The organism is Candidatus Pelagibacter bacterium nBUS_49 (genome assembly GCF_051200925.1).
Lineage (GTDB): Bacteria > Pseudomonadota > Alphaproteobacteria > Pelagibacterales > Pelagibacteraceae > Pelagibacter.
Map to the genome: position 1 here is coordinate 614,477 of NZ_CP172837.1, position 25,200 is coordinate 639,676.

General features: G+C 25.4%; 28 protein-coding genes, 3 tRNA genes and 1 pseudogene. 5 read left to right on the top strand and 27 right to left on the bottom strand.

The genetic code is table 11. The features are described from left to right. Positions 1-279 precede the first annotated feature (279 nt). From ACIJYF_RS03395 to ACIJYF_RS03405, 3 genes are read right to left on the bottom strand one after another with little or no spacing between them, the layout of a single operon-like run. Positions 280-558 (bottom strand): methylated-DNA--[protein]-cysteine S-methyltransferase, encoded by a 279-nt coding sequence (locus ACIJYF_RS03395; protein ID WP_435117771.1) that lies wholly within the window; start codon positions 556-558, stop codon positions 280-282. Next, entirely contained in the window at positions 539-976 is a 438-nt protein-coding gene (locus ACIJYF_RS03400) for a GNAT family N-acetyltransferase (protein WP_435117773.1), read from the bottom strand. The genes ACIJYF_RS03395 and ACIJYF_RS03400 overlap by 20 nt, the downstream gene beginning before the upstream one ends. 50 nt (positions 977-1,026) lie before the next feature. Continuing rightward, a complete protein-coding gene (locus ACIJYF_RS03405) occupies positions 1,027-1,224 on the bottom strand; it encodes a DUF6356 family protein (protein WP_435117775.1) in 198 nt (65 codons plus the stop codon). An 82-nt stretch (positions 1,225-1,306) separates the two neighbouring features. Here ACIJYF_RS03405 and ACIJYF_RS03410 point away from each other — a divergent pair, with 82 nt between their 5' ends. Further along, positions 1,307-2,263, top strand: coding sequence for a site-specific integrase (locus ACIJYF_RS03410; protein ID WP_435117777.1), 957 nt, complete (start codon positions 1,307-1,309; stop codon positions 2,261-2,263). Here ACIJYF_RS03410 and ACIJYF_RS03415 read toward each other — a convergent pair. From ACIJYF_RS03415 to ACIJYF_RS03480, 14 genes and pseudogenes are all read right to left on the bottom strand, one after another. Next, a complete protein-coding gene (locus ACIJYF_RS03415; RefSeq protein WP_435117779.1) occupies positions 2,260-3,231 on the bottom strand; it encodes a glycosyltransferase family 9 protein in 972 nt (323 codons plus the stop codon). The genes ACIJYF_RS03410 and ACIJYF_RS03415 overlap by 4 nt on opposite strands. Next, on the bottom strand, positions 3,209-3,997 hold the full coding sequence (locus ACIJYF_RS03420) for an NAD-dependent epimerase/dehydratase family protein (RefSeq protein WP_435117782.1): 789 nt from the start codon (positions 3,995-3,997) through the stop codon (positions 3,209-3,211). The genes ACIJYF_RS03415 and ACIJYF_RS03420 overlap by 23 nt, the downstream gene beginning before the upstream one ends. Before the next feature lie 3 nt (positions 3,998-4,000). Next, a complete protein-coding gene (locus tag ACIJYF_RS03425; RefSeq protein ID WP_435117784.1) occupies positions 4,001-5,203 on the bottom strand; it encodes a DegT/DnrJ/EryC1/StrS family aminotransferase in 1,203 nt (400 codons plus the stop codon). Then, positions 5,193-6,226, bottom strand: a pseudogene (gmd, locus tag ACIJYF_RS03430) (GDP-mannose 4,6-dehydratase). Before gmd ends, ACIJYF_RS03425 begins: the two are co-directional and overlap by 11 nt. Beyond that, the gene (locus ACIJYF_RS03435; RefSeq protein WP_435117786.1) at positions 6,208-6,843 is read right to left on the bottom strand and encodes a hypothetical protein; all 636 of its coding nucleotides are present in this window, start codon (positions 6,841-6,843) and stop codon (positions 6,208-6,210) included. The pseudogene gmd and the gene ACIJYF_RS03435 overlap by 19 nt, the downstream one beginning before the upstream one ends. Then, complete coding sequence (locus ACIJYF_RS03440; RefSeq protein ID WP_435117788.1) at positions 6,827-7,537, bottom strand: polysaccharide deacetylase family protein; 711 nt, start codon at positions 7,535-7,537, stop codon at positions 6,827-6,829. Before ACIJYF_RS03440 ends, ACIJYF_RS03435 begins: the two co-directional genes overlap by 17 nt. Before the next feature lie 21 nt (positions 7,538-7,558). Beyond that, positions 7,559-9,670 carry a glycosyltransferase gene (locus ACIJYF_RS03445; RefSeq protein WP_435117790.1) on the bottom strand — a complete coding sequence of 704 codons (2,112 nt, stop codon included), beginning with the start codon at positions 9,668-9,670 and terminating at the stop codon, positions 7,559-7,561. Continuing rightward, positions 9,667-9,903 (bottom strand): GIY-YIG nuclease family protein, encoded by a 237-nt coding sequence (locus ACIJYF_RS03450; protein ID WP_435117792.1) that lies wholly within the window; start codon positions 9,901-9,903, stop codon positions 9,667-9,669. Before ACIJYF_RS03450 ends, ACIJYF_RS03445 begins: the two co-directional genes overlap by 4 nt. Positions 9,904-9,926: 23 nt before the next feature. Then, positions 9,927-10,001 (bottom strand) — tRNA-Glu (locus ACIJYF_RS03455). A gap of 50 nt (positions 10,002-10,051) precedes the next feature. Beyond that, positions 10,052-11,746: a single-stranded-DNA-specific exonuclease RecJ gene (gene recJ / locus ACIJYF_RS03460; protein WP_435117794.1), complete on the bottom strand. Its 1,695-nt coding sequence runs from the start codon at positions 11,744-11,746 to the stop codon at positions 10,052-10,054. Further along, positions 11,743-12,690, bottom strand: a complete 948-nt coding sequence (glpX, locus tag ACIJYF_RS03465; protein ID WP_435117796.1) for a class II fructose-bisphosphatase — start codon at positions 12,688-12,690, stop codon at positions 11,743-11,745. The genes recJ and glpX overlap by 4 nt, the downstream gene beginning before the upstream one ends. Further along, positions 12,690-13,682 (bottom strand): putative transporter, encoded by a 993-nt coding sequence (locus ACIJYF_RS03470; protein ID WP_435117797.1) that lies wholly within the window; start codon positions 13,680-13,682, stop codon positions 12,690-12,692. Before ACIJYF_RS03470 ends, glpX begins: the two co-directional genes overlap by 1 nt. Before the next feature lie 3 nt (positions 13,683-13,685). Beyond that, entirely contained in the window at positions 13,686-13,967 is a 282-nt protein-coding gene (locus ACIJYF_RS03475; RefSeq protein ID WP_435117799.1) for an ETC complex I subunit, read from the bottom strand. Between the two features lie 5 nt (positions 13,968-13,972). After that, positions 13,973-14,049 (bottom strand) — tRNA-Pro (locus ACIJYF_RS03480). A gap of 94 nt (positions 14,050-14,143) precedes the next feature. Here ACIJYF_RS03480 and ACIJYF_RS03485 point away from each other — a divergent pair. The 3 genes from ACIJYF_RS03485 to ACIJYF_RS03495 are packed head-to-tail and all read left to right on the top strand — an operon-like array spanning position 14,144 to position 16,375. After that, positions 14,144-14,644, top strand: a complete 501-nt coding sequence (locus tag ACIJYF_RS03485) for a zinc-ribbon domain-containing protein (protein WP_435117801.1) — start codon at positions 14,144-14,146, stop codon at positions 14,642-14,644. 6 nt (positions 14,645-14,650) lie between these two features. Continuing rightward, the gene (nhaA, locus tag ACIJYF_RS03490) at positions 14,651-15,823 is read left to right on the top strand and encodes a Na+/H+ antiporter NhaA (protein WP_435117802.1); all 1,173 of its coding nucleotides are present in this window, start codon (positions 14,651-14,653) and stop codon (positions 15,821-15,823) included. Between the two features lie 39 nt (positions 15,824-15,862). Next, complete coding sequence (locus ACIJYF_RS03495; protein WP_435117804.1) at positions 15,863-16,375, top strand: glutathione peroxidase; 513 nt, start codon at positions 15,863-15,865, stop codon at positions 16,373-16,375. On the opposite strand, the gene ACIJYF_RS03500 is transcribed toward ACIJYF_RS03495, so the two are convergent. Genes ACIJYF_RS03500 through rarD form a run of 9 tightly spaced genes read right to left on the bottom strand, consistent with a single transcriptional unit; the run spans position 16,370 to position 24,731 of the window. Next, entirely contained in the window at positions 16,370-17,140 is a 771-nt protein-coding gene (locus ACIJYF_RS03500; RefSeq protein ID WP_435117806.1) for an MBL fold metallo-hydrolase, read from the bottom strand. The two genes, ACIJYF_RS03495 and ACIJYF_RS03500, sit on opposite strands and share 6 nt — an antisense overlap. 5 nt (positions 17,141-17,145) lie before the next feature. Beyond that, complete coding sequence (locus ACIJYF_RS03505) at positions 17,146-17,907, bottom strand: TatD family hydrolase (protein WP_435117808.1); 762 nt, start codon at positions 17,905-17,907, stop codon at positions 17,146-17,148. Continuing rightward, positions 17,900-19,441 (bottom strand): methionine--tRNA ligase, encoded by a 1,542-nt coding sequence (gene metG / locus ACIJYF_RS03510; protein ID WP_435117810.1) that lies wholly within the window; start codon positions 19,439-19,441, stop codon positions 17,900-17,902. The genes ACIJYF_RS03505 and metG overlap by 8 nt, the downstream gene beginning before the upstream one ends. Further along, positions 19,434-20,363, bottom strand: coding sequence for an AAA family ATPase (locus ACIJYF_RS03515; RefSeq protein ID WP_435117812.1), 930 nt, complete (start codon positions 20,361-20,363; stop codon positions 19,434-19,436). The genes metG and ACIJYF_RS03515 overlap by 8 nt, the downstream gene beginning before the upstream one ends. After that, positions 20,360-20,974 carry a dTMP kinase gene (gene tmk, locus ACIJYF_RS03520; RefSeq protein ID WP_435117814.1) on the bottom strand — a complete coding sequence of 205 codons (615 nt, stop codon included), beginning with the start codon at positions 20,972-20,974 and terminating at the stop codon, positions 20,360-20,362. The genes ACIJYF_RS03515 and tmk overlap by 4 nt, the downstream gene beginning before the upstream one ends. Then, positions 20,967-22,121: a D-alanyl-D-alanine carboxypeptidase family protein gene (locus tag ACIJYF_RS03525; protein ID WP_435117816.1), complete on the bottom strand. Its 1,155-nt coding sequence runs from the start codon at positions 22,119-22,121 to the stop codon at positions 20,967-20,969. The genes tmk and ACIJYF_RS03525 overlap by 8 nt, the downstream gene beginning before the upstream one ends. Continuing rightward, positions 22,114-22,875 carry a hypothetical protein gene (locus ACIJYF_RS03530; protein WP_435117818.1) on the bottom strand — a complete coding sequence of 254 codons (762 nt, stop codon included), beginning with the start codon at positions 22,873-22,875 and terminating at the stop codon, positions 22,114-22,116. Before ACIJYF_RS03530 ends, ACIJYF_RS03525 begins: the two co-directional genes overlap by 8 nt. Continuing rightward, the gene (locus ACIJYF_RS03535; protein ID WP_435117820.1) at positions 22,865-23,866 is read right to left on the bottom strand and encodes a lytic murein transglycosylase; all 1,002 of its coding nucleotides are present in this window, start codon (positions 23,864-23,866) and stop codon (positions 22,865-22,867) included. Before ACIJYF_RS03535 ends, ACIJYF_RS03530 begins: the two co-directional genes overlap by 11 nt. Beyond that, positions 23,853-24,731 (bottom strand): EamA family transporter RarD, encoded by an 879-nt coding sequence (gene rarD / locus ACIJYF_RS03540; RefSeq protein ID WP_435117822.1) that lies wholly within the window; start codon positions 24,729-24,731, stop codon positions 23,853-23,855. The genes ACIJYF_RS03535 and rarD overlap by 14 nt, the downstream gene beginning before the upstream one ends. Before the next feature lie 85 nt (positions 24,732-24,816). On the opposite strand from rarD, the gene ACIJYF_RS03545 reads away from it, so the two are divergent. Further along, positions 24,817-24,906: transfer RNA gene (locus ACIJYF_RS03545), tRNA-Ser, on the top strand. On the opposite strand, the gene ACIJYF_RS03550 is transcribed toward ACIJYF_RS03545, so the two are convergent. After that, complete coding sequence (locus ACIJYF_RS03550; RefSeq protein WP_435117824.1) at positions 24,907-25,179, bottom strand: succinate dehydrogenase assembly factor 2; 273 nt, start codon at positions 25,177-25,179, stop codon at positions 24,907-24,909. It abuts the tRNA gene before it with no gap. Between the last annotated feature and the right edge of the window lie 21 nt (positions 25,180-25,200).

Consider the following 25,200-nt stretch of genomic DNA (forward strand, 5'->3'; position numbering starts at 1 on the left):
TTTATAAAGAATAATAAATATTAATGTACAGAAGGGGAGCTAAAAAAACTAAAAAAACACCATTTTTTTTTCTTCTAAAAGTATTGGTATTATTGAAAACTAGAGCAATGCACTATCAGAATATACTGTTTAAAAGGCCATACAGTACCTTATTTTAAGTAAAGATCGATATATAGTACAACTGAAGGGTGCAAAATACCATTTAAGTGAAAAAGGGTTAAAATAGCTTAAAAGTGTTTATTTTAGCGGTTAATTTAAGTATTTGGTATATAAAAAACTCTATTTAATTAAGACCTTCTCTAACCTCAGTAATCGCCTTTTTTGCTGAATACCACCTTTTCCTGAGTAGCCACCAAGGCTGCCATCTGATCTTATCACTCTATGACATGGTATTTTGGGAGGAAAGGGGTTTTTACCCACAGCATTTGCAACTGCTCTAAAAGCTTTAGGTTTTCCAATGGCTTTAGCAACTTCAAGGTAAGTTTTAACTTTCCCCCTCGGTATTTTCCTCAAATAATTCCAGACTTTTAGCTGAAATTTAGTCCCCTTTAAGTTCATAGAGTTCAAAACCTGTGTTATTGGCTATTTTATCGTATAATTTCTTTGCATTTTCATTGGAAGAGTGGGTGATCCAACGAATTCCATCCCAATTATTAGCTTTAGATAAGGATTTTAGATGATTAATAAGCTTTTGAGCTATTTTTTGACCTCTAAAATCAGGCTCAACAAACAAATCGTCTAAAAAACCAATATATTCGCCCTTAATTGGTCTTGGCATTGTTCTGTAATGGGCAATTCCAATGATTTTACCCTCTAATTCAAAGCAAATACCATTAACAATATGATTATCATCATGAATCCAGTCCCATAAAGTATTTAAAATACCCTGATTCATAGGCACTTTGTAAAATTTTGCATATCCACAATATAATTTTATCCAATTTTCTTTATCTTTTCGCTCTATATTTCTAATCATTCAGTTTAATTTATTTAGTTAAATTATTGATATTATTATCTTAAAAAATTTTAGTTTCTTGAAACCATCTCGTACATTTTAGCGATTTGATTGCTGCCAGTTTTTTTAAAAAAGCCCGGTATCAACCCATGTATAAGACAAAAAACTCCAGTCACAAGCATTGTAAACCCAATTTTAAAGGCTATCCGCATATGTTGGAGGTAAGTTTCATTAACTTCATTTAGATGTTCTTGAGAATCTTTAATCATTATTTTTAAATTATTCTTATTGACATTATAAATCTATTATATTATTACTAACGATAATTAATGGTTATCAATAGTAATAGATATGAATAATATAATAACTGATTTAAAAGCTTTGCAGGAAGAAACAATATTAAACCTAAAAAGCTCAAAAGCAGAAAATACAGTAAGAGCATATAAATCAGATTTTAATGATTTTGGATTATTTTGTGCTCAAAATGGATTTAAATCATTACCGTCAGAACCAAAAATTGTCTCTTTATACTTAACTCATTTATCTACGAAAGACGCAAAAATGAGCACTTTAAAAAGAAGATTGGTCTCTATTGGAGTGATACACAAGCTAAAAGGGCATTATCTTGATACAAAACATCCTTCAATTATAGAAAATATAATGGGTATAAAAAGGAGAAAAGGTAGTATTCAAAAAAGTAAAAAACCATTATTAATCAACAGTTTAAAAAGTATTATTAATGTAATAGATAATAAAAAAAATAAAGAGATCAAAAAAATAAGAGATAGATCAATAATATTAATTGGGTTTTCAGGAGGTTTTAGAAGGAATGAGATTGTATCTTTAGATTATGATGATTTAGATTTTGTTCAAGAGGGTCTAAAAATCACAGTAAAAAGATCTAAAACAGATCAATTTGGCGAAGGTTCTGTAAAGGGACTGCCCTACTTTGATAACCAATTATATTGTCCAGTAAGATCTATTCAAAAATGGTTAAAAATATCAAAAATTAACTCAGGTCCATTATTTAGAAGATTTTCAAAGGGGTCAAAATTATTAGAAAATAGGTTAACAGACCAAACAGTAGCACTGCTTATCAAAGAGTATTTAAATCTAGCGGGAATAGACAGTAAACACTATTCTGGTCATAGTTTAAGATCTGGTTTTGCTACATCCGCTGCAGAATCTGGTGCAGAAGAAAGAAGTATTATGGCTATGACAGGTCACAAATCTACAGAAATGGTTAGAAGATATATAAAAGAAGCAAATTTATTTAAAAATAATGCTTTAAATAAAATAAAAATTTAAATATTAAAATCTATTTCAATAAAGTTGTTAATATCAAGCCTTTTGTAATCAACATTGTAAGGTATCCACCTATCAAGCTCATTGAAAATATCTTTAGAAACAATATCAATAATTTTTTTTTTAAATGCTGCAGCTGTATGAACAATAAGACCGCTATGACTACTTATACAAGAACTGCAATTATAAACTAATGATATTGTGCTATGTAAATTTGTATCTTTAATGAATTCAATATTAGTTTTATTATAAAAATCATTAATTAGATATTTTAATACTTTATTGCCACCAATATTAGAAGAAATAACAATATTCATAGAGTTAGATAGTAAAAGTATCTTTTTTTTTAAATTTAAAGCAACAGAAAATGGAAATTTATCCCATCGTTCATCTATATGAATTAAGCAATAACCATCACTAAATTTTGAAACCTTTTTAGGATTAGTCAAAGGCAAATAATGATTTTTGGATAAAATTTTAATATTTAGTTTTTTAAGTAGTTTTAGATATAGAGTTAAATAATGATAATTAATATTATCTTCAATACTATAATCTTCATAAGATAGTTCTGTTTCATCAAAAAAATAATTTATAAAAAAATTTGGTCTTATAATAGATACTTTTGTACCTAAAAATTTTTTTTTCTTTATAAATCTAATACAAACTTTTTTTTTCGCATTGACCAAAATAGAAGTGAAATATGAATGGTTTTTGCCATCTAATTGAAAAATAAAATCATATTTTTTAAAAAAAATTAATTTAATATTTCTTATTAAGAAAAAAAATAGTGGTTTATTAAAGATAATAAATTCAACATCATTATGATAATATTCTGCAATTGATTTATTATATTTAGAGCAAACTAATGTTATAGTGCATGAAGGGTAATTGTGTTTTAAATTATTTATAATAGGTGAAATATTTAATAGATCACCTAATCTATCAGTCTTAAATATTAAAATTTTTTTCATTTTTTTTAAACTTAAAACCTTTTGATGTTAAAAATTTTATATCAGTAACTATTTTAGTCTTTTTATTTAATATTTTTAATAAAGGTTTCTTCTTAAGTTTATCCCCAATAAGATTGATTATAGACTTTAAAGAATGTCCCCTACCAGACCCAACATTTAAAACACCAGTTATTTCTTTAGTAATGATAAAATTAATAACTCTGGATACAGTATTAACATGTATAAAATCTCTAACTGATTTATCAATTTTAATTGATTGATTATTTTTAATCTTTTCAATCATATCAGGTATAAAAAAACTCTTAGGTTGATTGGGACCATAAACATTAAATAATCTTAAAATTGAGTAATTTTGATAATTTTTTTTAATATATGCTTCTGATTTAAGCTTTATTTCTGCATACAAAGAATTAGGAGAAATTTTAGAATGCTCCTTTATTTTATTATTCGAGTTTCCGTAAACATGACATGTCGAAATAAAAATAAACATTGGTTTATAATTTAATTCATTAAAAAAATTAATAATTGATTTGATAGATTTAAAATTAGTTTTCATACATTCAGTTTTATTTTTGGAACATTTAAGTCTAGATAGACCAGCAAAATTAACAAAATGAGTAATCTTATTTTTAATAACAAATTTTTTTAGTTCAAATATATTATTGATATCTTTTTTGTAATGAATAATTTTAATCTTTTTTTTATTATATTTATAAAAATGATTACCAATAAAACTTTTGTAACCACTAATAGCAATAATTTTCATTAATTATAAAGAAGAATAAATATTATCAGTTAAAGATTTTAATTTTGAATTTGTTATTTTAATATTATGCAAACCTAAAAAAAAGGCTTTTTTATCAATAAGATCAGCATTAGGTAATTTATAATTAATTTTGATCTTATAAAGTTGAATAGACGGCTGTTTAGCAAAATTACCACTTATTATTGGTCGTGTCATTATACCTTTATCCAGTAAATTACCCATTACGTATTGTTTGTATTTTTTATCATTAGAATTTAAAATTATTGGTATACCAAACCAAGCTGTATTTGAGTCTTTTTGATCATTTAAGATAGTAAATTGATTATCATATTTTTTGTTTCCTAATAAGCTTTTTTTGATTTTTAAAAAATTATATTTTCTGATTGATAATATTGTCTTAATTCTTTTTAATTGTTCAAGACCGATTGCTGCGTTAACATCTGTTGTTCTAAGGTTAAATCCTGAATTGATAAAAATCCAATTTTTATCAATATGTTTATATTTATTAGATAAAGACTTATTATTAGATAAGTCTCGAGACCAACCATGTGATCTTAAAGATTTTATTATTTCTAAATATTTTGTATTTTTTGTACAAACCATTCCTCCTTCACCAGAAGTAATATGATGCGAATAATAGAAAGAGAAAGAAGAAAAATCACCAAATGTTCCAAGAGGTTTGTTTTTATATGTTGAACCTAAAGCCTCACACGTGTCCTCTATTAAAATAATCTTATTTTTTTTACAAATATTCATTAATTTAGTCATGTCAGTACAGTTTCCTAAGGCATGAACAAGCATTAAAGCTTTAGTTTTTTTTGAAATTTTTTTTTTTAAATCATTTAAGTCAATATTTAGTGTAGAAAGATCAATATCCACAAATTTAACCTTAAGACCACTTTGTATTATAGGCCAAAGAGAAGTTGACCAGCAAATAGCTGGGATTAAAACTTCATCTCCAGATTTAAGTTTTTTTACCATTGGATTAATTAAACATTGGAAGATTAATAAATTTGCTGATGATCCTGAATTAACCATTAGTGAATTTGTTTTTACTATTTTATTTTGAAAATAAGCCTCAATTTGTTTAGTTTTTGGCCCCATTGTAATTTTTTTTGATTTTAAAACTTTAATTGCAGAGTTGATATCTACACTTTCAAGGACACTTTCAGTTAGAGAATATGAAATTTTATTCTTATTTTTCATTTTCAATCATATCATCAACTAATTTATTGAAAGAATATTTAGGTTTCCATTGTAATATTTTTTTTGCTTTAGAAAAATCACCTATCAAATCATCAACTTCAGTTTCTCTAAAATATTTTTTATCTATTTTAATGATAATATTGTTGGTTATTTTATTGATAGCAACTTCTTTAAGACCTTTATTTTTCCATAATAATTTAATACCTAATTTCTTAGCACATATATTAATAAAATCTTTTACAGAATGTGAAGTTCTGGTAGCAACAACAAAATCATCTGGTTTTTTTTGTTGTAAAATTTTCCACATTGACTTAACATAGTCTTTAGCATGACCCCAGTCTCTTCTAGAATATAGATTTCCAAGAACAAGATTTTTTTGTTTACCCTGTTTAATTCTTGTCAAACCTTGAACAATTTTTTTTGTAACAAAATTTACTCCTCTGCGAGGAGATTTATGATTGAACAATATTCCATTACAGGCATGTAGATTGTAGGCTTCTCTATAGTGAATAACACTATGATAAGCAAAAACTTTTGATATGGCATAAACAGACCTTGGTTGGAAAAGTGTATTTTCATTTTGAGGAGGTTTAGATTTACCAAACATTTCTGAGCTTGATGCCTGATAAAATTTAATTTTTTTTTTTTATAATGTCTTATTATTTCCAACAACCTTAATGGACCTAAAGCGTTTACATCTGATGTGTACTCTGGAATTTGAAATGAAATTTTAACATGACTTTGTGCAGCAAGATTATAAATTTCGTCAGGATTAATTTGATTTATTATTCTGTTCAATGAACCAACATCTGACAAATCCCCATGATGCATGGTTAAATTTTTATTATTAAAATTCACACTATCAAATATGTGATCAATTCTACTCGTATTTGGTGTTGAAGTTCTTCTTTTAATACCATGAACTTGGTATTTTTTTTTAATCAAAAATTCTGCTAAATATGATCCATCCTGTCCTGTTATACCAAGAATAAGTGCAATTTTTTTCATTTTTTTAAGTAACATAATTTATCATCAATTGACATTTTAATATTATATTTTTTTGACAAATTCTTTAATTCATCAGGCATCAATATATTATGCTTATTACCACTAATTTCTTTTAATTTATAAAAAAAAAATTTTCTAAATGAGAAAGATAACTTTGGTTTTAAATCCTTAAACCATTTCATTCCATTAACTGATGTAATTAGCATTCCTTTAGGTTTAATTGACTTAAAAATATTATGAATCATAAATTCAAATGTCTTCAAACAACAACTGTAAGATTTTAAATTTGTATCAACAATAAGATCAAATTTATTTTTATTCAAAAAGTTTTTAAACTCGATGGAATATTTATCCAATAATAAAAGTTGGTAATTTAACAGATTTAAAGACTCTGCTTTTGCAATTTCTTTTTGTGAAATAGTGATTCCAGTAATATTGTTATTAAATGAAAATTTTTTAGCAAAATATGAATTACCTATTCCTATATGAAGTATAGATTTAGATGTAATATCTTTTTTTTTATCTAAAAAATTAATAATATCTAATTCATCTGTAGTTATATCCCTATCTTCCCAATAAGTGTAGGGTTTATCATTAAGATTTGTCTTTTTACAATTACAAATATAATTCATTCTGTTTAAATTTTATATCCTCATAAAATGTCTCTGTTTTTAAAAAAATTTTAAATATAGAAAGATTTTTACCCATATCTATTCTTGGTATTAAAAGAAAGTTATGTTTGTTAGTTTCGTAACGTGATCTATTAATTGTAACAGCTCTTTTAAATTTTTTTTCTACAACTTCATAAACAGATTTATTAACTTTTCCAAAGGGGTAACAAAAATTTTCTATTTCTTGTCCAAATTTATCTTCCAATATTTTTTTAGAAAATTCTAAATCATTTTCTAAATCAAACTTTTTTAATTTTGTTAAATCGTTATGATTGTGAGAATGTGAACCTATATTCATTCCACTGTTTATCCATTCATTAATGTTTTCAGTATTCATTAATTCTTTTGAAACATAATCATCTCTTAACGAATCCCAAGAATTTTGTTTACCAATTAAGTTTGATACTAAAAAACATGTTGCTTTATAATTATATTTTTTCAATATGGGTAATACAAAATAACATAAATCTTTGTAACCATCATCAAACGTTATTATTATTTGTTTTTTTTTAGTATTATCAATTTCATCGAAACTTATGGTCTCAAAACCTCTTCTTTTTAAAAAATTTATTTGTTTTTCAAAATTGATAACCTCTAAATTTATATGTGATTTATTATTATTTACAGAATGGTAAACTAAAACAGGTATCTTCATTTAAATATTTCTTTAAATTATTTATAAAAAAATTTCCCAAAAAAAATTCTTTTTAACTCCATATGTTCTATTAATAATGAAATCAGCAATTATTTCAGAATTAAAATATTTGAAATATTTTTCTCTACCGTTTTTAGCAATTTTTTTTCTAATTTTGTCATCTTTATTATATTTTAATATTTTTTCTGATAAATCAGAAAGATTTTTGTAAGTTATAATTTCATTTTTACTAAAAAAATTACCTATTTTTGTTTTATCATCAATCATAACAAGTAAACCATTTCCTATTAATTGTGAAAATCTATCACTACTATAAAAATCTGATGGCTTACCTTGACTTAGATTAATACCAATTTTGTTTTGTGAAATTGAAATTAAAAAATCCTCAGACCAAATTGGCTGAACTCCATTAAGTCCATAACAATCAAATTTTATATCAGGAGTTAATTTTATTAATCTTTTAATAAAATTCTCTCTAGCATCAATTTTGCCTTTTTTTAAAATTCCCCTATGTACACCATGGCTCATTGCAAAAAAAACATCACTTTTATAGTAGTCATTATTATATGCTTCTAACTTTTCAAGAGATGGATCAACACAATTTGGCATGTAATATGTAAGATAATCTTTTTTAAAGTTTAGTGATTTTGGATCTGTGGTACAAAAATTTGCATCCATCAAATGCATTTTTTTAATAAATCTATCTTTATTAGATTTCCATTCTCCATCCATTCTATCTAGAAACCATTGACAAAATTTAGTGTTTGGATAATTTAATTTAATAAATTCTATTGTTTTATTATCAATTAAATCTGCGTGACCAAAAACAATCAAATCAGGAACGTAATTACTAACAATATCAATTAATTTTGTATTTAATTTTTGAGATCCTTTTAGATCAGTAATATTTCTTGAATAACTTACAATATCTCTATCACTTAACTCTAAAACACTGTGATTTAGTCTTATAAATCCATTATTAATTCTTCTACCAGTATTATAAAATAATCTACCATTATGTCTTTCATTAAAATTAGTTATATGAAGAATTTTTAACTTAGATTTATTTTTATATAAATTAAAGATTGAATTTCCTTTTAGTAATAAAGATCTATATTTGTCAATTTTAAAACTTATATAATTATCAGTAAGATAAAAGTTGTTTAAAGTTTTTTTTTGAATATTTAATAATTCATTTTTATTTTTAATTAACTCTTCAATTGCAATAAATAAAACTTTTGAGTTTAATTTATTTAAAATAATACCATTAGAGGTAGTTTCTGGTAGACCGCCACGATCAGAGATTATTACAGCACACCCCCTACTAGAAGCTTCTAAACTTGTTCTTCCAAATGGTTCATTCCATCTTGAGCATACAACTGCTATATTAGTTTTTTCAAAATTTTTTAAAACTTCAGCATGATGTTTGAATCCAAGAATTTTTAAATTTTTATGATTAAAATTAAATTTTTCCCTAGGCTCATCACCAATAACATTTGCTCTCCATGAAGGATATCTATTTAAAATCTTAGTTATGGCTTTGCCAAATATATCATATCCTTTAGCACTATTAAGTTTACCAACAAAAGATATTAAATTTTCTTTTTTACTAAAATTAATCTTTTTTTTATTTATAGACTGGTAAATAACTATTAGTTTTTGAGATTTTTTATATGATATCGGTAATTGATTAACAAATTGTTTTTTTGACCAATAACTATTAAAAATAATCCTAGAACAGGAATTAATTAAATTAATTTTCTCATTTACAGTTTTAGAACCCAGCATTGAATTTGGATCATTATGAAAATATAAAACTAATTTTTTATTCAAAAAGTTAATTTGATTTATATAATTAGGTCTATTATGAACTTCGATTAGATCTACATCTTTACTTTGTGTTTTGATGAAATTGTTAATGTATTGCTTAGTCTGACTTGAGAATATACTTTTTTTGAGTCCGATATTTACGTAGTTTTTGCTTAAATAATTTTTATAACTTGTAGATCCATAGACAGTAATATTTGATTTATATTTGCTTAATTTTGATGTAGCATAAACAAATAATGATACTGCCCCAGGATATTCTGGTGAATAATTTTCCTTGTATGGTAATAGTATTGAAATTTTCATTTATTAAATTTATCTAAAATTAATTTTCGCTCTTTTCTATTTTTTTTTAATTTATATTCAAATGACATTGCGCTACTTTTATTTTTAAATGTTTTTTTAAAAATTAGTATCCATTTATGACCTTTTGTGGATTTAGCTCCTTTATTGCTGTTATGTTTGGTTAATCTTTTGGAAATATTATTTGTGTAGCCAACGTAGGTTTTATTAAACTTAGTTGACGCTGTTTTTAGCATATATACATAAAACAACATTTTAATGGCGGTCCCTGGGGGAATCGAACCCCCCTTTGCAGGATGAAAACCAGCTGTCCTAACCGATAGACGAAGGGACCGTTGATGGGTCTTTTATTTTAAAAGTTGCTACAATTCAAGACTTATTAAACTAAAGAATTAAATCCTTAATATTTAATTGAATTGTTTTTTTATTATTCCAAATATTTTCATGTATATGAGCGATAATATTAATGTTTTTTTTATAGTTTAATAAATAATGTCCTAATTTTGTATTCAAGCTATTAAAGCATATACCCTTGATTGTTGCACCAGTATTAGGCTTTAAGATTACTGATATGTGTTTATCCTTGATAATGTTTAATTTGATAACTTTAAGATTTTTAATTAAAAAAATTGGTAAATCATTAAAATTTCCAAATGGTCCTAATTTGTTAATATTTTGAAAAAATTTATTTCTAATGAATGATGAAGATATTTCTAAGTCGTAATTTTTTGAGTCATATTTGTCAGAATTTTTTTTTTTAAAATCTTTTTGTATAAAACTATCTAATAGTTTTAGATTATTTTTTTTCATAGTGAATCCTGCTGCCATATTATGACCTCCTCCAATATCAATAATCTTATTATCAACTAAAGATTTTATTAAATATCCGATATTGTAATGAACAGTGGATCTAGCAGATGCTTTGAGTTTATTATTAGACTTTGTGATAACTATTGAAGGTTTGTTAAAATAATCTTTTAATCTTGATGCAATAATACCTATTAATCCCTCACTTAAATTTTCTTTATAATAAATTATAACATTTTTGTTTTCTTTTTTAATTTTTTCAAAATCTATTTGATCTAAAATATTTTTTTCTATTATTTTTCTTTTGTTATTTAGGAAAATTAATTTATTTGATCTATCTTTAATAATTTCAAGATTATCTGTAGATAATAATTCCACACCATGATTTGAATTATTAAGCCTTCCACCTGAATTAATTATTGGTCCAATTAAAAAACCTAAATCATCAACAGTTAATTTTTTTTTTAGATTATATTGCTCAAATATGTAATTTAAGGCTAAATTATTTTGTATCTTAAAGTTATTTATTGTATTAATTGCAATAATTTTATTGATTTTTCTTAGTGGCATCACATCACATATAGTTGCAAGTAATACATAAATTAGAAAATTAGATATTTTAAAATTTGACTTAGTTTGTTTAATTATAATATCTATAAAAAAATATGTTAAAGCAGTGGCACATAAAATTGAATTTTCTTTTTTAATAGTTTCCTTTTTAGGATTAATAATTACATTTGATTTTGGATGAGGCTTATTTATCTCATGATGATCGATAATTATTGATTTGATATTATATTTGTTTAAATATTCAATAGCTTCATTTGAAGTAGAGCCACAATCAACCATTATTACTAACTTAGGTTTTTTTAAAATTAATTTTTGAAATAGCTTTTTACTGGCGCCATAACCATCTTCAGTTCTGTCAGGAATATAAAAAAAATGTTTTTGATTAATAGAGTTAAAATATCTAACTAACAATGTCGTAGCGCACGCTCCATCTACATCATAATCACCTAAAATACAGATATATTCATTATTATTAATAGTTTTTAAAAGTATCTGTGATGCTTTTTGGAAATCTTTGTCATCCTTAAATATATTTGTTAATTTTTGTTTATTATTAATTCCATATATTTCTGATGAATTATAGTTTCGTGAAATAATTAACTTAGATAGAATATCACCTAAACCATAGTCTTGTTTAAATTTTTCTACTAAATTTTTATTAACCTTTTGTTCTGTCCAAATTTTACCAGAAACAGAAATCATTCATTTATTGAATTGATACTTTTAACAATTTGTTTAAAATTTGTATTTTTATGTGTAACCAGAGTTTCACTGATAAATTTATCTCCTTCAATAATGATACCATTTAAAACTTCATTGGTAGTTATCCCTGATGAACAGAAAAGAGAGTCTCCTTTAACAATTTCATTTAATTCATATTTTTTGTTTAAATCTTTTATACCCATTGATTTAGCTTCAATTATATCTTTTTCATTATCAAAAATAAATCTTCCTTGAAAGTGACAGTTATAAGCATCAAGCGCACATGCTGCCAAAACTCCTTCAGGACCGCCACCAATACCTAAAAACATATCAACATTATACTTTGGATCGGAAACATATAATGCACCAAGAACATCACCATCTGTAATTAGTTTAATGTTTACTTTTAAATCTTTTAGCTTATCAATAATTTTTTTGTGTCTTGGCCTATCTAAAACACAAACTGTAATTGAAGAAAAATCTTTATTTTTAAATTCAGATAAATTTTTGATATTTTTTTCTAACGGATAATCTAAATCAATCAAACCTTTATCAATTTCTCCAGTAGCTATTTTATGCATGTAAGTTTCAGGTGCATTAAATAGATTGCCTTTTTCTCCAACAGCTAATACCGCAATGCCTCCTGGTAAATTATTTGCAACAAAATTTGTTCCCTCAACAGGATCAACTGCTATATCAAAATCTGGACCATTCTTTGTGCCTAGAATTTCTCCTGTATAAAGTAATGGAGCTTCATCTAGAACTCCCTCACCTATTACTACTTGTCCGTTCATATCAATTTTATTTAGTTCTGACCTCATAGAGTCAACAGCAGCTTGATCAGCTGCAATTTTATCTTTTTTCCCAACTAAGTATGAAGCAGCTAGAGCCGCTTTTGAAGTGACTTGTCTAAATTTGTCAATAAATTTTTTATCAATTGCCATTAAATTTTTTCATCAATAAATTTATCTTCATTTATTTTTGACTCAAATTCTCTTAAACGTTTATAAACGCTAGCAAATTCAATTATTGTGGGCCACGCTTTTAGAATATATTGCATTGATCCTTCAACTCTTCCAAAAGCCCTAATAATTTGTTGCATTACACCAAGTGTAACAGCTCCAGCGACTATAGCGGGCGCTAAAAAAACATATGCTGAAAGAACATTTGCTTGTAAATAAGCAATTCTTCCAACATTAAAAAATAAATATCGAATATAACTTAGAAAATGTATTTCTCTTACATCATTAAAAAGCTCTTCAATAGATTTTGGTCTGACGGTTCCATCATCCTCAGCGACTACTAATATTTTTCTATAAGCAGCCTCTTTTTTTTGAAGGTCATATTCAACACCAACTAGTCTTAGAATTAATCCTAAAACAATTAAAAATATAGTTCCACCTACAGACCAGATTAAAGCACCTACAATTAATCCATAATTCCAATCACCAAAAAAGAAAATTGGAATACCGATACTTAAACCAAATAAGATTGGCATAAATTCAACTAAAATCATTAGAGCTTCAATTAAACTTGTACCCAAAGATTCCATTATTCTCGAAAACTTAATTGTGTCTTCTTGAACCCTCTGAGATGCTCCTTCAATTTTACGAGCTCTATCATAAACACTGTGATACCACTCAACCATTGCTGTTCTCCATCTAAACAAATAGTGGGAGGTAAAGAAACTAACAACAACAGCTACACCAACATATATAGCAGCCAACGTGATAAAAGATAATAAACTAGACCAATACTCATCGATAGTTATAGCATTTGGCTCACCAAGTGCTTTTTGAATCATATCATAGAATTGACCAAACCACTCATTTATTTTGACATCAATTTTAACCTGTATCCATAATGAGGATAAAATGATAATTGATCCAAGCCAAGACCACATAAACCATTTTCTTAATTTGAAAAATCTAAACATTAATTATTTTAAAAAATTATCAGCGTATGATTTTTTTACAGTTTTTCTTTTTTTTGGTTCGATTATTTCAAAATCTATTTTTTTCTTTTTTGCGTAGCTTATCGCTACTTCTTTTGATGGAAATTCAAGTTTTAATTCTGTTAATGTATCTGAAGAACTTTCCCAACCCATTAAAGGATTTTTAGTTGGGTCTTTGGTAATAAATTCTAAAATCCATTTATTACTTTTTGCCGCTCCAGACTGCATAGGGTTTTTATTTGGTATATAAATAATTGCTTTAGTCATAATGATGGTCGGAGTGGCAGGATTCGAACCTGCGACCCTCTGGTCCCAAACCAGATGCGCTACCAGGCTGCGCTACACTCCGATGTCGTTACTAATACAGTAGATATAGATTATTTCAAAGTATAAATAGATCAAAATTAAAAGAAATTTGATATAAATCTGATATATAAATAAGTATGATTATTAGCTGCTCTAATTGCAACAAACAATTTAAAATTAACCTTTCTTTAATACCTGATAATGGAAGAGATGTGAAATGTGGTTCATGTAATCATGTTTGGTTTTATAAATTAGAAGACAATAAAACAGAACCACCACCTTTAATTGATAATTTTGCAGATAAAAAAATTGAAGATGAAATTGATAATAAAATTGTAGAAAATATCAATGAACCCAATGATGTATCATTAGAAAAAGAAATAGATGATAGAATATATAAAACTGAAGATAAAATTGCTGAAAAACAAATTCCTGTAAAAGATAAAATTAAAAAGAATACTAGCAGTAAATTCTTTTCTTATTTAGTGGTCTCAATTATATCTTTTGTGGCGTTAATAATATTAATTGATACATTTAAAGCACCATTAATTAATATTTTTCCAGGATTAGAAATTCTTTTATTTAACCTTTTTGAGATATTGAAAGATATAAAACTTTTTATTATAGATCTTTATTAATTTTTTATGATTAATTATTTATCAAACCCCTTTAAATGGTTTTTTAAACTTGAAGCAGCTAGTGGTTTAGTTTTATTAATAGCAGCAATACTTGCTCTATTCATAAGTAATAGTGATTTAAGTGATTTATATTTTCATAGCCTAGAAAATTATTTATTTATTGGTGTTAATGAGTTTGGATTAAAACTTTCAGTTCATCATTGGATAAATGATGCTCTAATGGCAATCTTTTTCTTCTTTGTTACGCTGGAAATAAAAAGAGAATTTTTACAAGGCGAGCTCTCAAACATAAAACAAGCAATGCTTCCAATAATAGCCGCCGTTGGTGGTATGTTAGTACCTGCCCTTTTCTATGTTTTTATAAATTGGGGAAATTCAGAAACAATGAATGGTTGGGCGATCCCATCAGCTACAGATATTGCATTTTCTCTTGGTATATTATCTTTATTAGGTTCAAGAGTTCCAATATCATTAAAAGTATTTTTAACAGCTCTAGCAATCATAGATGATCTTGGTGCTATATTAATAATTGCTTTTTTTTATTCTGGAGACTTAAGCATACCTTATTTGAGTCTTATTTTATTAAGTTATATTTTACTTTTAGTCTTAAACAAATTTTCAGTGAAAATATTTATACCTTATCTAATCATAGGTTTGTTTATGTGGTTTTTTACTTATAAATCAGGAATACACGCAACTATTGCAGGAGTTTTATTGGCATCTACTATACCTCATAGAATAAAAGATAAAGATTTTTCATTGTTAGTTAAAATAGAACATGCAATTTCACCTTATGTTGCTTTTATGATAATGCCACTTTTTGCATTTGCAAATGCTGGTGTAAGCTTAGAAGGTTTATCATTAGCAAGTTTACTAGCACCTGTGCCACTTGGTATATTGTGTGGATTATTTTTTGGAAAACAAATTGGAGTTTTATTATTCTCTTATGTTTCAATTAAGCTTAAGTTTGCAGAAGCACCAAATAATTCAAATTGGTTAAGTTTATACGGTGTTTCAATTTTAACTGGTATTGGATTTACCATGAGTTTATTTGTAGGAAATTTGGCTTTTGTTGAAAATGCTCAGTATATTGATGGTGTTAAAATTGGTGTTTTAGCTGGATCATTATTATCAACTGTTTTTGGATATGTAATTCTACTAATATCATCTAAAAAGTGAATGTTAAATAAAAAAATTGTCATTTATCTAATAATTATTATGTTTTTATTTTTAAACAAATCTATGTCAGAAAATTCTAAAACTTTTTACGATTTTAAAATTAATTCTATAAAAGGAGAAGAATTAAATCTCTCAATATTTAAGGATAAAACTATATTATTAGTAAATGTTGCAAGCAAATGTGGTTTTACAAAACAATATGATGATTTGCAAAAATTATATGACAATTATAAAGAAAAAGGATTAGTTGTTATTGGTATACCAAGCAATCAATTTGGAAGTCAAGAACCGGGTTCAGAAGCTGAAATTAAAAATTTTTGTGAAACTAACTTCAATATTAATTTTCCAATGACAAGCAAATATGAAGTTAGGGGTGATAATGCTCACCCAATATACATATGGGCAAAAGAAACTTATGGAAAATCCACAGTTCCTAAATGGAATTTTCATAAAATCTTAATAAACAAAAATGGTAAAGTTGAAGACACATTTGCTTCTTTTACAGGACCTCTATCAAATAAAATTATTAAAAAATTAGAAAAAATTTTATAAACTTATTGTAAAGCCATCGTAAGCTGGCATAACATTTTTAGGTAAAAGTTTCTTTAATTCATTGTAATCTAGTACAGGCGATAAATTAGTTAATATCGCTTTTGAAGGATTGAATTTCTTTATAAAAAATAATGATTTTTCTAAATTAAAATGTGAGGGGTGGAAATTATACCAAAGACAATCAATTATTAGATATTTTAAATTTTTAAAATATTTAAAATCTTTGTTAGAAATATCGCTTATATCGCTAATGTAAGCTAATTTTTTATCTATTATAAAGCAATTAGATTTAACTTTACCATGATCTACAGAAATTGGTTTTATTGAAATTTTTTTATTTTTATCACTAATATACATTTTATTATTTATTTTATTAAGTTTTAGAGTTGCAGGATATTCTTTTGAATAACTTTTAAAGCAATATGAAAAACTATTTTTTAAATATTTTGAAGTAGCATAATCTGCAAATACATTTATTTGCTTTCGTCTATTTATGTAAAAAGATCTTAAATCATTAATACCATGAGTTTGATCTGCATGCATATGTGAATAAAAAACTTTATCAATTTTTTTAATATTATGTCTAAGTAATTGTTGTCTTAAATCTGGAGATGTATCAATTAAAATATTTTCAGCTTTGCTCTTAATTAATGCTGAACATCTAGTTCTATAATTTTTTTTATTATTGGGATCACAATTACCAAAGTAACCATCTGGACGAGGCACACCCATAGAACTTCCACATCCAAGAATTATAAATTTCATAATATTTAATCAAAAAAAAGTTTATTAAAGTTATTTGTTGTGAAATTAACAAGCTTTAATTTAGAAATATTTTTTATATCTGCTAATTTTTGAGCAGTATAATCAATAAATGAAGGCTCATTTTTTTTACCTCGATTAGGCACTGGTGCTAAAAAAGGACTATCTGTTTCAATTAAAATTTTATCTAAAGGCAAAAATCTAAATATTTCTTGTAACTCTACAGAATTTTTAAAAGTAATAATGCCACTAGCAGAAAAAAAAGCATTTAATGTTAATAGTTTTTTTGCGAAATTTAAACTACCTGTAAAGCAATGCATTAATATTTTTAGATTTTTATCCTTATAATCATTCAATATATTAAAAGTTTCTTCTTCAGCTTCTCTAGAATGAATGATTAATGGAGAGTTTGTTTTAATAGATGCCTCAATATGTTCTTTAAAACTTATTATCTGATTATCTTTATCACTATTATTATAGTAAAAATCTAAACCAGTTTCGCCAATTCCGATTATTTTATCATTTTCGGTAATATTTTTTATTATCATATCTGAAGTAATTTTATTTTTTTTTGTCTCATGCGGATGAATTCCAATTGTGCCATAAATCATTTTATCTTTTTGTATGATTGTCTTAATTCGCTCAAAACTTTCAAAAGAGGTCGAAATCGTTAATAGTTTTTTTATACCAATATCTCTTGAGCGTCTAATTACGTTAGTTAAATCACTTAATAAAGGTTCGTGATCTAAATGACAGTGTGAATCAATCATTGTTTTTATCTATTTTTTTAAAAAGTATACCAATTTTATTTATTTTACTTCCTTTAGATAAAAATTCATTATTTTCAACAGATGTTAAATTAATTTCATTTTCATTAAGGTTAAAAATTTTAAGAGCATTTATAGATGACTGAGGAATTATTGGATAAAGTAAATAACTAATTTTTCTAACTATTTCTAAAGTTGTATAAACTATTGTATTTAGTCTGATAATATCATCCTTTTTTTTCCATGGTTCTTGATCATTAAAATATTTATTAGCTTCAAATAAAGAATTTATAATAAAATCAATATAAAAATTGATGTCCTGATTATCAATCTTATCTCTAATTTGAGATAGGCTATTTTTGTATCTGTCTAAAATTATTAAATCTTCTTTTTCAAATTTTACATCTTTTGGTACTTCGCTATCACAATTCTTTATAGCAAAAGCTGTAACACGTTGACATAAATTTCCAAAATTATTAGCTAGATCACTATTGATACAATCTTCCAATCTTTCTTGTGATATATTACCATCATTTCCAAAAGATACTTCCTTAATCAAATAATATCTCAATGGATCTAAACCATATTCATTAATTATTTCGATAGGGTCTAAAATATTTCCTTTAGATTTAGACATTTTCTCATCTCCTGAAAGGATCCATCCATGACCATAAACTTTTGATGGTAGCTCTATTTTCGCAGCCAAAAGAAAAGCTGGCCAATATACGGCATGAAATCTTAAAATATCTTTTCCAATTAAATGAATTGAAGCGGGCCAGAAATTTTTAAATAATTTATTATTAGTGTCAGGATAATTTAAGGCACTGATATAGTTTGTTAGGGCATCAAGCCACACATATATGACATGATCATCATTATTAGGTACTTTTATTCCCCATGAAAAACTTTTTCTACTTACAGATAAATCTTTTAAACCATTTTTTACAAAACTAATAACTTCATTTTTTCTAGATTCTGGAGCAATAAAGTTTGGATGTTTTTCATAATAATCAAGTAATGGTTTTTCCCATTTAGATAATCGAAAAAAATAAAACTCCTCCTCTATCCATTCTACATTTGATTTTGATGAAATTGATCTTTTAACGCCATTTATATCTTCAATTTCATCTTCATTATAAAACGCTTCGTCAGATACTGAATACCATCCGGAATATTTAGATAAATAAATATCATCATTTTTTTCAAGTTCATTCCATAAATGTTGTACTGTTTTTTTATGTCGTTCTTCAGTAGTTCTTATAAAATCAGTGTTAGTAAGATTTAATGTTTTTGAAAGATCTCTAAATGTTTGACTAATTTGATTACAAAATTCTAATGGATCAATATTTTGTTTTTCAGCTGATCGTTGTATTTTTAAACCGTGTTCGTCAGTTCCAGTTAGAAATTGCACCTCAAAACCATCCATTCTTTTAAATCTTGCAAAAAAATCAGCTATTATACTAGAATATGCATGACCCATATGTGGCTTAGCAGAGGGATAATAAATTGGCGTTGTGATATAAAATCTTTTATCCATTTAAAGCCTTATCATCAAATTCCATTAATAATGTTTCATCATCTAGATTAAAGATTTTTGTATTGTTAATTTTTTTTAAAAAATAATTTTGCATTTTCAATAGTTTAATATTTCTTAATGATACGTTTTGTCTAAAATAAAGTTCTATTAGAGAATATAATAATTGTTTAACAAACTGGTCTTTTTTATATTTTTTTTCATTTATAATCATCTTAATAAAATCTTTTAAGTTCATTTGTGTTAAATCAACCCCATTTGTATCGGCAAAATTCAATAAATTTAGTATCGATCCTGGTGTGCTATAGTTATTTATCATTTGTTCATGAATTAATTTTTTTACATTTTTACCTAAAATTTTGTTTGAAATATCAAAAGATTCATCAGATTTAAGATGGATATTATAGTTAAGACATCTAGATTTAAGTGTAGGTAAAATTTTTTTATTATTATTGATTAAAATAAAATAAATATTGTCATTAGGTTCTTCTACTATTTTTAACAAAGCATTGACTGAATTAATGTTTAAAAGTTCAATATTGTCAATCAGCACAAGTCTTGGTTTTATATTAAAAGACGATTTATTTAAATTTAATATTAAATTTCTAATTTGATTAATATCGATACTTTTTTTATCTTCTTCTATGTCAATAGAAATAAAGTTAGGATTAGATTTATTTAAAATTAATTTAAACGACTTATTTTCTGGATCAATTGTAAAATTTTTTTCGTCATAAGAATGTTCTTCACCAAAGGATAAAATACGATTAATTATGTGGTAAGCTAAAGTAGATTTACCAATGCCTTTTTCTCCTGATAATAATATCTTATTTGGCAGTTTTTTATTTTTATAAAGATCAATAAAATTACAAAATTCAAAATGATGACCATATAAAGTTGTTTGTTTTGCTGGATTTAAATTCATTTGATCAATCTATCAATTTTATCCAAAATCAATTTTTCATTATTATTTATATCTAAATTTGAATTGATTAATTGATATTTATTTTTTTGTTTTTTTGACAAATTTAAAAATCCTTTTTGAACTTTGTTGTAAAACGACATTTTAAATTTATCATATCTATTTAATGATTTTCTTTGTTTTAATCTTTTTTGAAGATTCTTTTGATTAACTATATTCAAAAAAGTAAAACTAATTCTAATATTTTTAAGTAGGTATTTGTTTAAAGTCTCAATTAAATTTAGATCAACCCCCATTCCATAGTGCTGATAAGCAATTGTAGAGTCTGTAAATCTATCAATAAGAATAATCTTCTTATTAAATGATCTTTTAATAATATTCATGTTTTCACTTCTTGCCGCCATATATAATAATAAATCAGTATCTTTATTAAAATTTGATTTATTGTTTAAAATTAATTTTCTAATTTTTTCAGAATTTGGGTTTCCACCAGGTTCTCTTATTTTTATATGATTAATTTTTTTTTTACTCAGATATTTAGAAACAATTGAAATATGGTGACTTTTACCACTACCTTCAATTCCTTCAAAAACAATAATTGGTTTCTTAGACATCGCCCCAAATGAGATAATTAAGTGATTTTAATAATCTTGATACAAAATTTACTTTTTTAACTTCATTAGAAGCAAGTAAATCATATTCACCAACTAACTCATCATCGTAAACAACTTTTAAAATAGCAACTTTTTCATTTTTTTTAATTGGAGCTTCGATAGGCCCTTCATATTTAACAGATACTTTTAAAAGTTTTTTTTTAGCTTTTTTTATAGTTTTGTAGACATCTTTATTAGTATAAACATCAACTTTATCTTGTTTTCCAAGCCAAACATCAATTTTTTCAAATGGTTCATTGGCTTTAGAAATATTTACAAGATCAAAATTAGTAAGACCATATGTTAGCAATTTAGAACTTTCTTTTGATCTTGCATTTTTTGAATTAAATCCACTTCCAATAGCAATCAATCTTCTGCCATTTCTAACTATTGACGATGCCAACGAGTATTTTTCTACTGCTAAGTATCCAGTTTTAATTCCATCAACTCCTAGAGTTTTTTTATATAAAAGAGGATTTCTATTACCTTGTGTTATTGGATCGCCACCTGTTCTATTCCATGTAAACTTTTTTTCTGAAAACATTTCATAAAATTTAGGGTGCTTATGAATTAAATATTTAGACATTTTTAAAATATCTCTTACAGTTGAATAATTATCAGGATCATTGATGCCAGATGAATTTGCAAAATTTGTATTTTCCATGCCTATTTCTTTGGCTTTTGCAGTCATTAAAATTGCAAACTCTTCTTCAGTACCAGCAATACCTTCTGCTAAAGCAACACAGGCGTCATTTCCAGAAGCTACTATAATACCTCTAAGTAAATTCTCTACAGAAACTTCATCACCCACCATAATAAACATTGATGAGTAACCTGATGTTGATAACCGCCAAGCTTTTTCAGAAATGATAAACTTTTCATCTAGTTTTAAATCACCTGATTTAATTAAATCAAAGGCAATTATGGATGTCATAATTTTTGTCATTGATGCAGGGTATATAGAAATATCAGGTTCTTTTTCATAAAGAATTTCACCAGAGTAATAATCTTGAAGGATTGCAGTCCTTACTTTTACATCAAGATTAGCTAATGCTGATCCAACATAGATAAAACTTACAAATAAAACTAAAAATAATTTTTTAAACATCTTTCAAAATTTCTATATTTTCAAAATTTAATGATTTAATTTCATTAAATGAGTCTCTAAGTTTTTTTATATCATTAAACGGTCCTAATAATACCCTATATTTCGTATTAGATATTGTTTTAATAAGAGGGTTCCTAATATTTGTTTCATTAATAATTCTATCAGACATGTTCTTTGCTGAGTCTTTATAATAAAAATCAGCGATTTTAATTGAGTAACTAAAAATTTCTTCTTTTATAGTTTCATTTTTTGGTTGGTTGATTTCTCCTAAGTTGTCAATTTGAATGCCATCTACAGGTGCTTTTTCCGCAACTTTTTTTTCCTCATTAAAAGTTTTGGCTTTTTTTGCAACAAATGTTGAATTTTGAGATATCAAAACAAGATTAATATAAGGCTCATTTAAGTTTAACGATAGTTCTTCAGCTATTCTTGAAGTTATTACACTATTGTAAAAATCAGAAAAATTTACGTTATTCGAAATCACTTCAGCTATCACTGTTTTTTGGTTAACTGGATTTGTTATTTTAACAAAAGAATTCTTTTTTAGACTTTTGTGGAAAATAAGAAGAGATCTGTTGTCAATTTTATTTGAAATTTTTTTTTCTTTTTTTAGCATTGGATTATAAACAAGTGCAAAACCAGAATTTTTATACTTTGTTATAATCTCTTGATTAACAGCATTTTTATTAAGATTATTTTGTTCGCAACCTAACAAGAATATGAACAATACTATTAATAAAGACTTATAATTCATTTTCAAATTTCTCCTTAAGTGTGCAAACAGCTAACGAAAATCTTAAAGATCTATTCCACTTTAAAATAATTTCATAATTATCAAAAACTATATAAGCAGGACTTAGATTTTCAGCATCAGGAATTATATCTTTATCAGGTGTAATTATTGAAGTTGTTAAATCATTAAATTTTTGATCTATTAAATTTGTATTTGATATATATTTTCGAAAATATTTTAATTTTTTTTTATCATGTAGTTTTTTTGCTGAAACATTTAAATATTTTTTTGGTATTTCATTTGATAATTCAACCTTATAAAAACAAGGTTCATTATCTTTCCAGCCTATTTCATTTAAATAATTAGCTGCTGATGCATAAGCATCATGACTATCTTTTAAATCAATTGAATTGTTTTTATCAAAATCTACGGCGTAATTTTTCATTGTTGAAGGCATAAACTGGAAAAAACCAAATGCTCCTGCCCAGGAACCATATAATGTTTTGTAATCAATCTGATTTTTTTCTATCAACTTTAATAAAATTATTAATTCATTTGAAAAAAATTCAGATCTTCGTTCATCAAAACTTAATGTTGCTAAAGATGACAATATATCCATTTTACCAACATAAGTTCCAAAATTAGTCTCTATACCCATTAATGCTAAAAGAAGTTCTTTTTCTATATTATATAGATTTTCTACTGTGTTAATTAGATTTGCATTTTTTTTATAAAAATCCAATCCCTTAGAAACTTTTTTTGAAGAAGCTCTTTTTGAGATATATGTTTTGGTATCCTCATAAAATTCTGGTTGATATCGGTCGTATTTAATTACGTCTGGCAAAAATTTTGTATCCGCCATAACAATATCAAATATTTCTTCAGAAATATCATTTTCCAATGCAGTTTTTTTAAAACTATCCTTCCAGGCATTAAAACCAGTTGGGTTTTCTGAAAATGATGGAGTGAAACTTAAAAATATGAATATAAATAAATAGTTAATTAGTTTCATATAAATCTTTTAAATATATAATTACAGCAATCCAAATAAAAATAAAACTAACTAATTTTTCCAATGAAAATGGTTCATCATAATAAAAATATCCTAGTAAAAATTGAAATGTTGGGGTGATATAAAAAATCATACCTGTTGCACCTAATCCACATAATTCAACACCTCTAACATATAAAAATAAAGGTATTATTGTCATAGGACCTGCTAAAAAAATAAATAACATCATTGGAGGATCAGATAACTTAAAATCATTATGTCCATTTATCGTTATTAAATAAAAAGCAACTAGCGCAAAGGGTAAAATATAAAAGCTTTCTATTAAAAGACCTATATCAGTATCGATATGTATTTTTTTTCTAACTAGATTGTAAAAACCCCAACTTAAAGCAACTATAATACCAACCCACGGTAAAGATTTAATGCTTATTAAAACTAAATATAAAATAGATATAATCACTAATATTATTGATAATATTCTTTTTTTATTAAGTTTTTCTTTAAAAAAAATATAACCAAGCATCACACTTAAAATTGGCATCATAAAATAACCAAAGCTTGCATCAATTATCCTATTAGTTGCTATAGCATAAATCCACACAGCCCAATTTATAAAAATAAGAAAACCAGATAAAAATAAATAAAACAAATTTTTTTTATTTTTAATTATGGTAAAAAAAATATCCCACTTTGAAAAAAAAAAAGTTGTTAAAATTAATGTAAATGTTGTCCATAGACATCGGTGAACAACCAATTCTATATGACCGATGTATGTAATGTATTTAAAATACAAAACACCAAAAAAACCCCACCAAAAAGAACCAAATCCAGCTAAGAACAGTCCTTTGTTAAATTCTTTATTCATAGGAACTAATGATTAATAAGTTATAGCTTTTATTAGACTATTTTATGGTTGAATTAAATAATTTTAATAATAAAACAATCTTCACGGAAGGATGGCAGAGTGGTTGAATGCACCGGTCTTGAAAACCGGCAAAGGGGCAACTCTTTCCTGAGTTCGAATCTCAGTCCTTCCGCCATCAATTTTTCTCAATATCATATATAAAGTTTTTAAATAATGTGTTAATATAATTTTCCTTAAATTCAATATCACAATCCAAACCATTATAGTAATTGTATAAATTTGTGTCATCTATATCTAGCATTTTTTCTAAATCTATAAGATCTTTAAGGCTCAATATCTCAATGTACTTTTTGGTAAAAGATCCTAAAAGTTTATCCATTTCTTTTGTGCCACGATAACTTGATCTGTAAATAATCTTTTTTTTTAATAGATCTATATTGAGTGTCATTAATATAATATATTATCACTT

Coding starts and splice junctions, on each gene's coding strand:
- ACIJYF_RS03405 (WP_435117775.1), bottom strand. CDS start 1,224: ATGATTAAAGATTCTCAAGAACATCTAAATGAAGTTAATGAAACTTAC.
- ACIJYF_RS03410 (WP_435117777.1), top strand. CDS start 1,307: ATGAATAATATAATAACTGATTTAAAAGCTTTGCAGGAAGAAACAATA.
- ACIJYF_RS03445 (WP_435117790.1), bottom strand. CDS start 9,670: ATGAAAATTTCAATACTATTACCATACAAGGAAAATTATTCACCAGAA.
- nhaA (WP_435117802.1), top strand. CDS start 14,651: ATGATTAATTATTTATCAAACCCCTTTAAATGGTTTTTTAAACTTGAA.
- glpX (WP_435117796.1), bottom strand. CDS start 12,690: ATGGCAATTGATAAAAAATTTATTGACAAATTTAGACAAGTCACTTCA.
- metG (WP_435117810.1), bottom strand. CDS start 19,441: ATGGATAAAAGATTTTATATCACAACGCCAATTTATTATCCCTCTGCT.
- ACIJYF_RS03535 (WP_435117820.1), bottom strand. CDS start 23,866: ATGAAACTAATTAACTATTTATTTATATTCATATTTTTAAGTTTCACT.
- tmk (WP_435117814.1), bottom strand. CDS start 20,974: ATGTCTAAGAAACCAATTATTGTTTTTGAAGGAATTGAAGGTAGTGGT.
- ACIJYF_RS03435 (WP_435117786.1), bottom strand. CDS start 6,843: ATGAATTATATTTGTAATTGTAAAAAGACAAATCTTAATGATAAACCC.
- ACIJYF_RS03515 (WP_435117812.1), bottom strand. CDS start 20,363: ATGAATTTAAATCCAGCAAAACAAACAACTTTATATGGTCATCATTTT.
- ACIJYF_RS03395 (WP_435117771.1), bottom strand. CDS start 558: ATGAACTTAAAGGGGACTAAATTTCAGCTAAAAGTCTGGAATTATTTG.
- ACIJYF_RS03500 (WP_435117806.1), bottom strand. CDS start 17,140: ATGAAATTTATAATTCTTGGATGTGGAAGTTCTATGGGTGTGCCTCGT.
- ACIJYF_RS03450 (WP_435117792.1), bottom strand. CDS start 9,903: ATGCTAAAAACAGCGTCAACTAAGTTTAATAAAACCTACGTTGGCTAC.
- ACIJYF_RS03415 (WP_435117779.1), bottom strand. CDS start 3,231: ATGAAAAAAATTTTAATATTTAAGACTGATAGATTAGGTGATCTATTA.
- recJ (WP_435117794.1), bottom strand. CDS start 11,746: ATGATTTCTGTTTCTGGTAAAATTTGGACAGAACAAAAGGTTAATAAA.
- ACIJYF_RS03475 (WP_435117799.1), bottom strand. CDS start 13,967: ATGACTAAAGCAATTATTTATATACCAAATAAAAACCCTATGCAGTCT.
- ACIJYF_RS03470 (WP_435117797.1), bottom strand. CDS start 13,682: ATGTTTAGATTTTTCAAATTAAGAAAATGGTTTATGTGGTCTTGGCTT.
- ACIJYF_RS03400 (WP_435117773.1), bottom strand. CDS start 976: ATGATTAGAAATATAGAGCGAAAAGATAAAGAAAATTGGATAAAATTA.
- ACIJYF_RS03420 (WP_435117782.1), bottom strand. CDS start 3,997: ATGAAAATTATTGCTATTAGTGGTTACAAAAGTTTTATTGGTAATCAT.
- ACIJYF_RS03550 (WP_435117824.1), bottom strand. CDS start 25,179: ATGACACTCAATATAGATCTATTAAAAAAAAAGATTATTTACAGATCA.
- ACIJYF_RS03525 (WP_435117816.1), bottom strand. CDS start 22,121: ATGTTTAAAAAATTATTTTTAGTTTTATTTGTAAGTTTTATCTATGTT.
- ACIJYF_RS03440 (WP_435117788.1), bottom strand. CDS start 7,537: ATGAAGATACCTGTTTTAGTTTACCATTCTGTAAATAATAATAAATCA.
- ACIJYF_RS03485 (WP_435117801.1), top strand. CDS start 14,144: ATGATTATTAGCTGCTCTAATTGCAACAAACAATTTAAAATTAACCTT.
- ACIJYF_RS03495 (WP_435117804.1), top strand. CDS start 15,863: ATGTTTTTATTTTTAAACAAATCTATGTCAGAAAATTCTAAAACTTTT.
- rarD (WP_435117822.1), bottom strand. CDS start 24,731: ATGAATAAAGAATTTAACAAAGGACTGTTCTTAGCTGGATTTGGTTCT.
- ACIJYF_RS03425 (WP_435117784.1), bottom strand. CDS start 5,203: ATGAAAAATAAGAATAAAATTTCATATTCTCTAACTGAAAGTGTCCTT.
- ACIJYF_RS03505 (WP_435117808.1), bottom strand. CDS start 17,907: ATGATTGATTCACACTGTCATTTAGATCACGAACCTTTATTAAGTGAT.
- ACIJYF_RS03530 (WP_435117818.1), bottom strand. CDS start 22,875: ATGAATTATAAGTCTTTATTAATAGTATTGTTCATATTCTTGTTAGGT.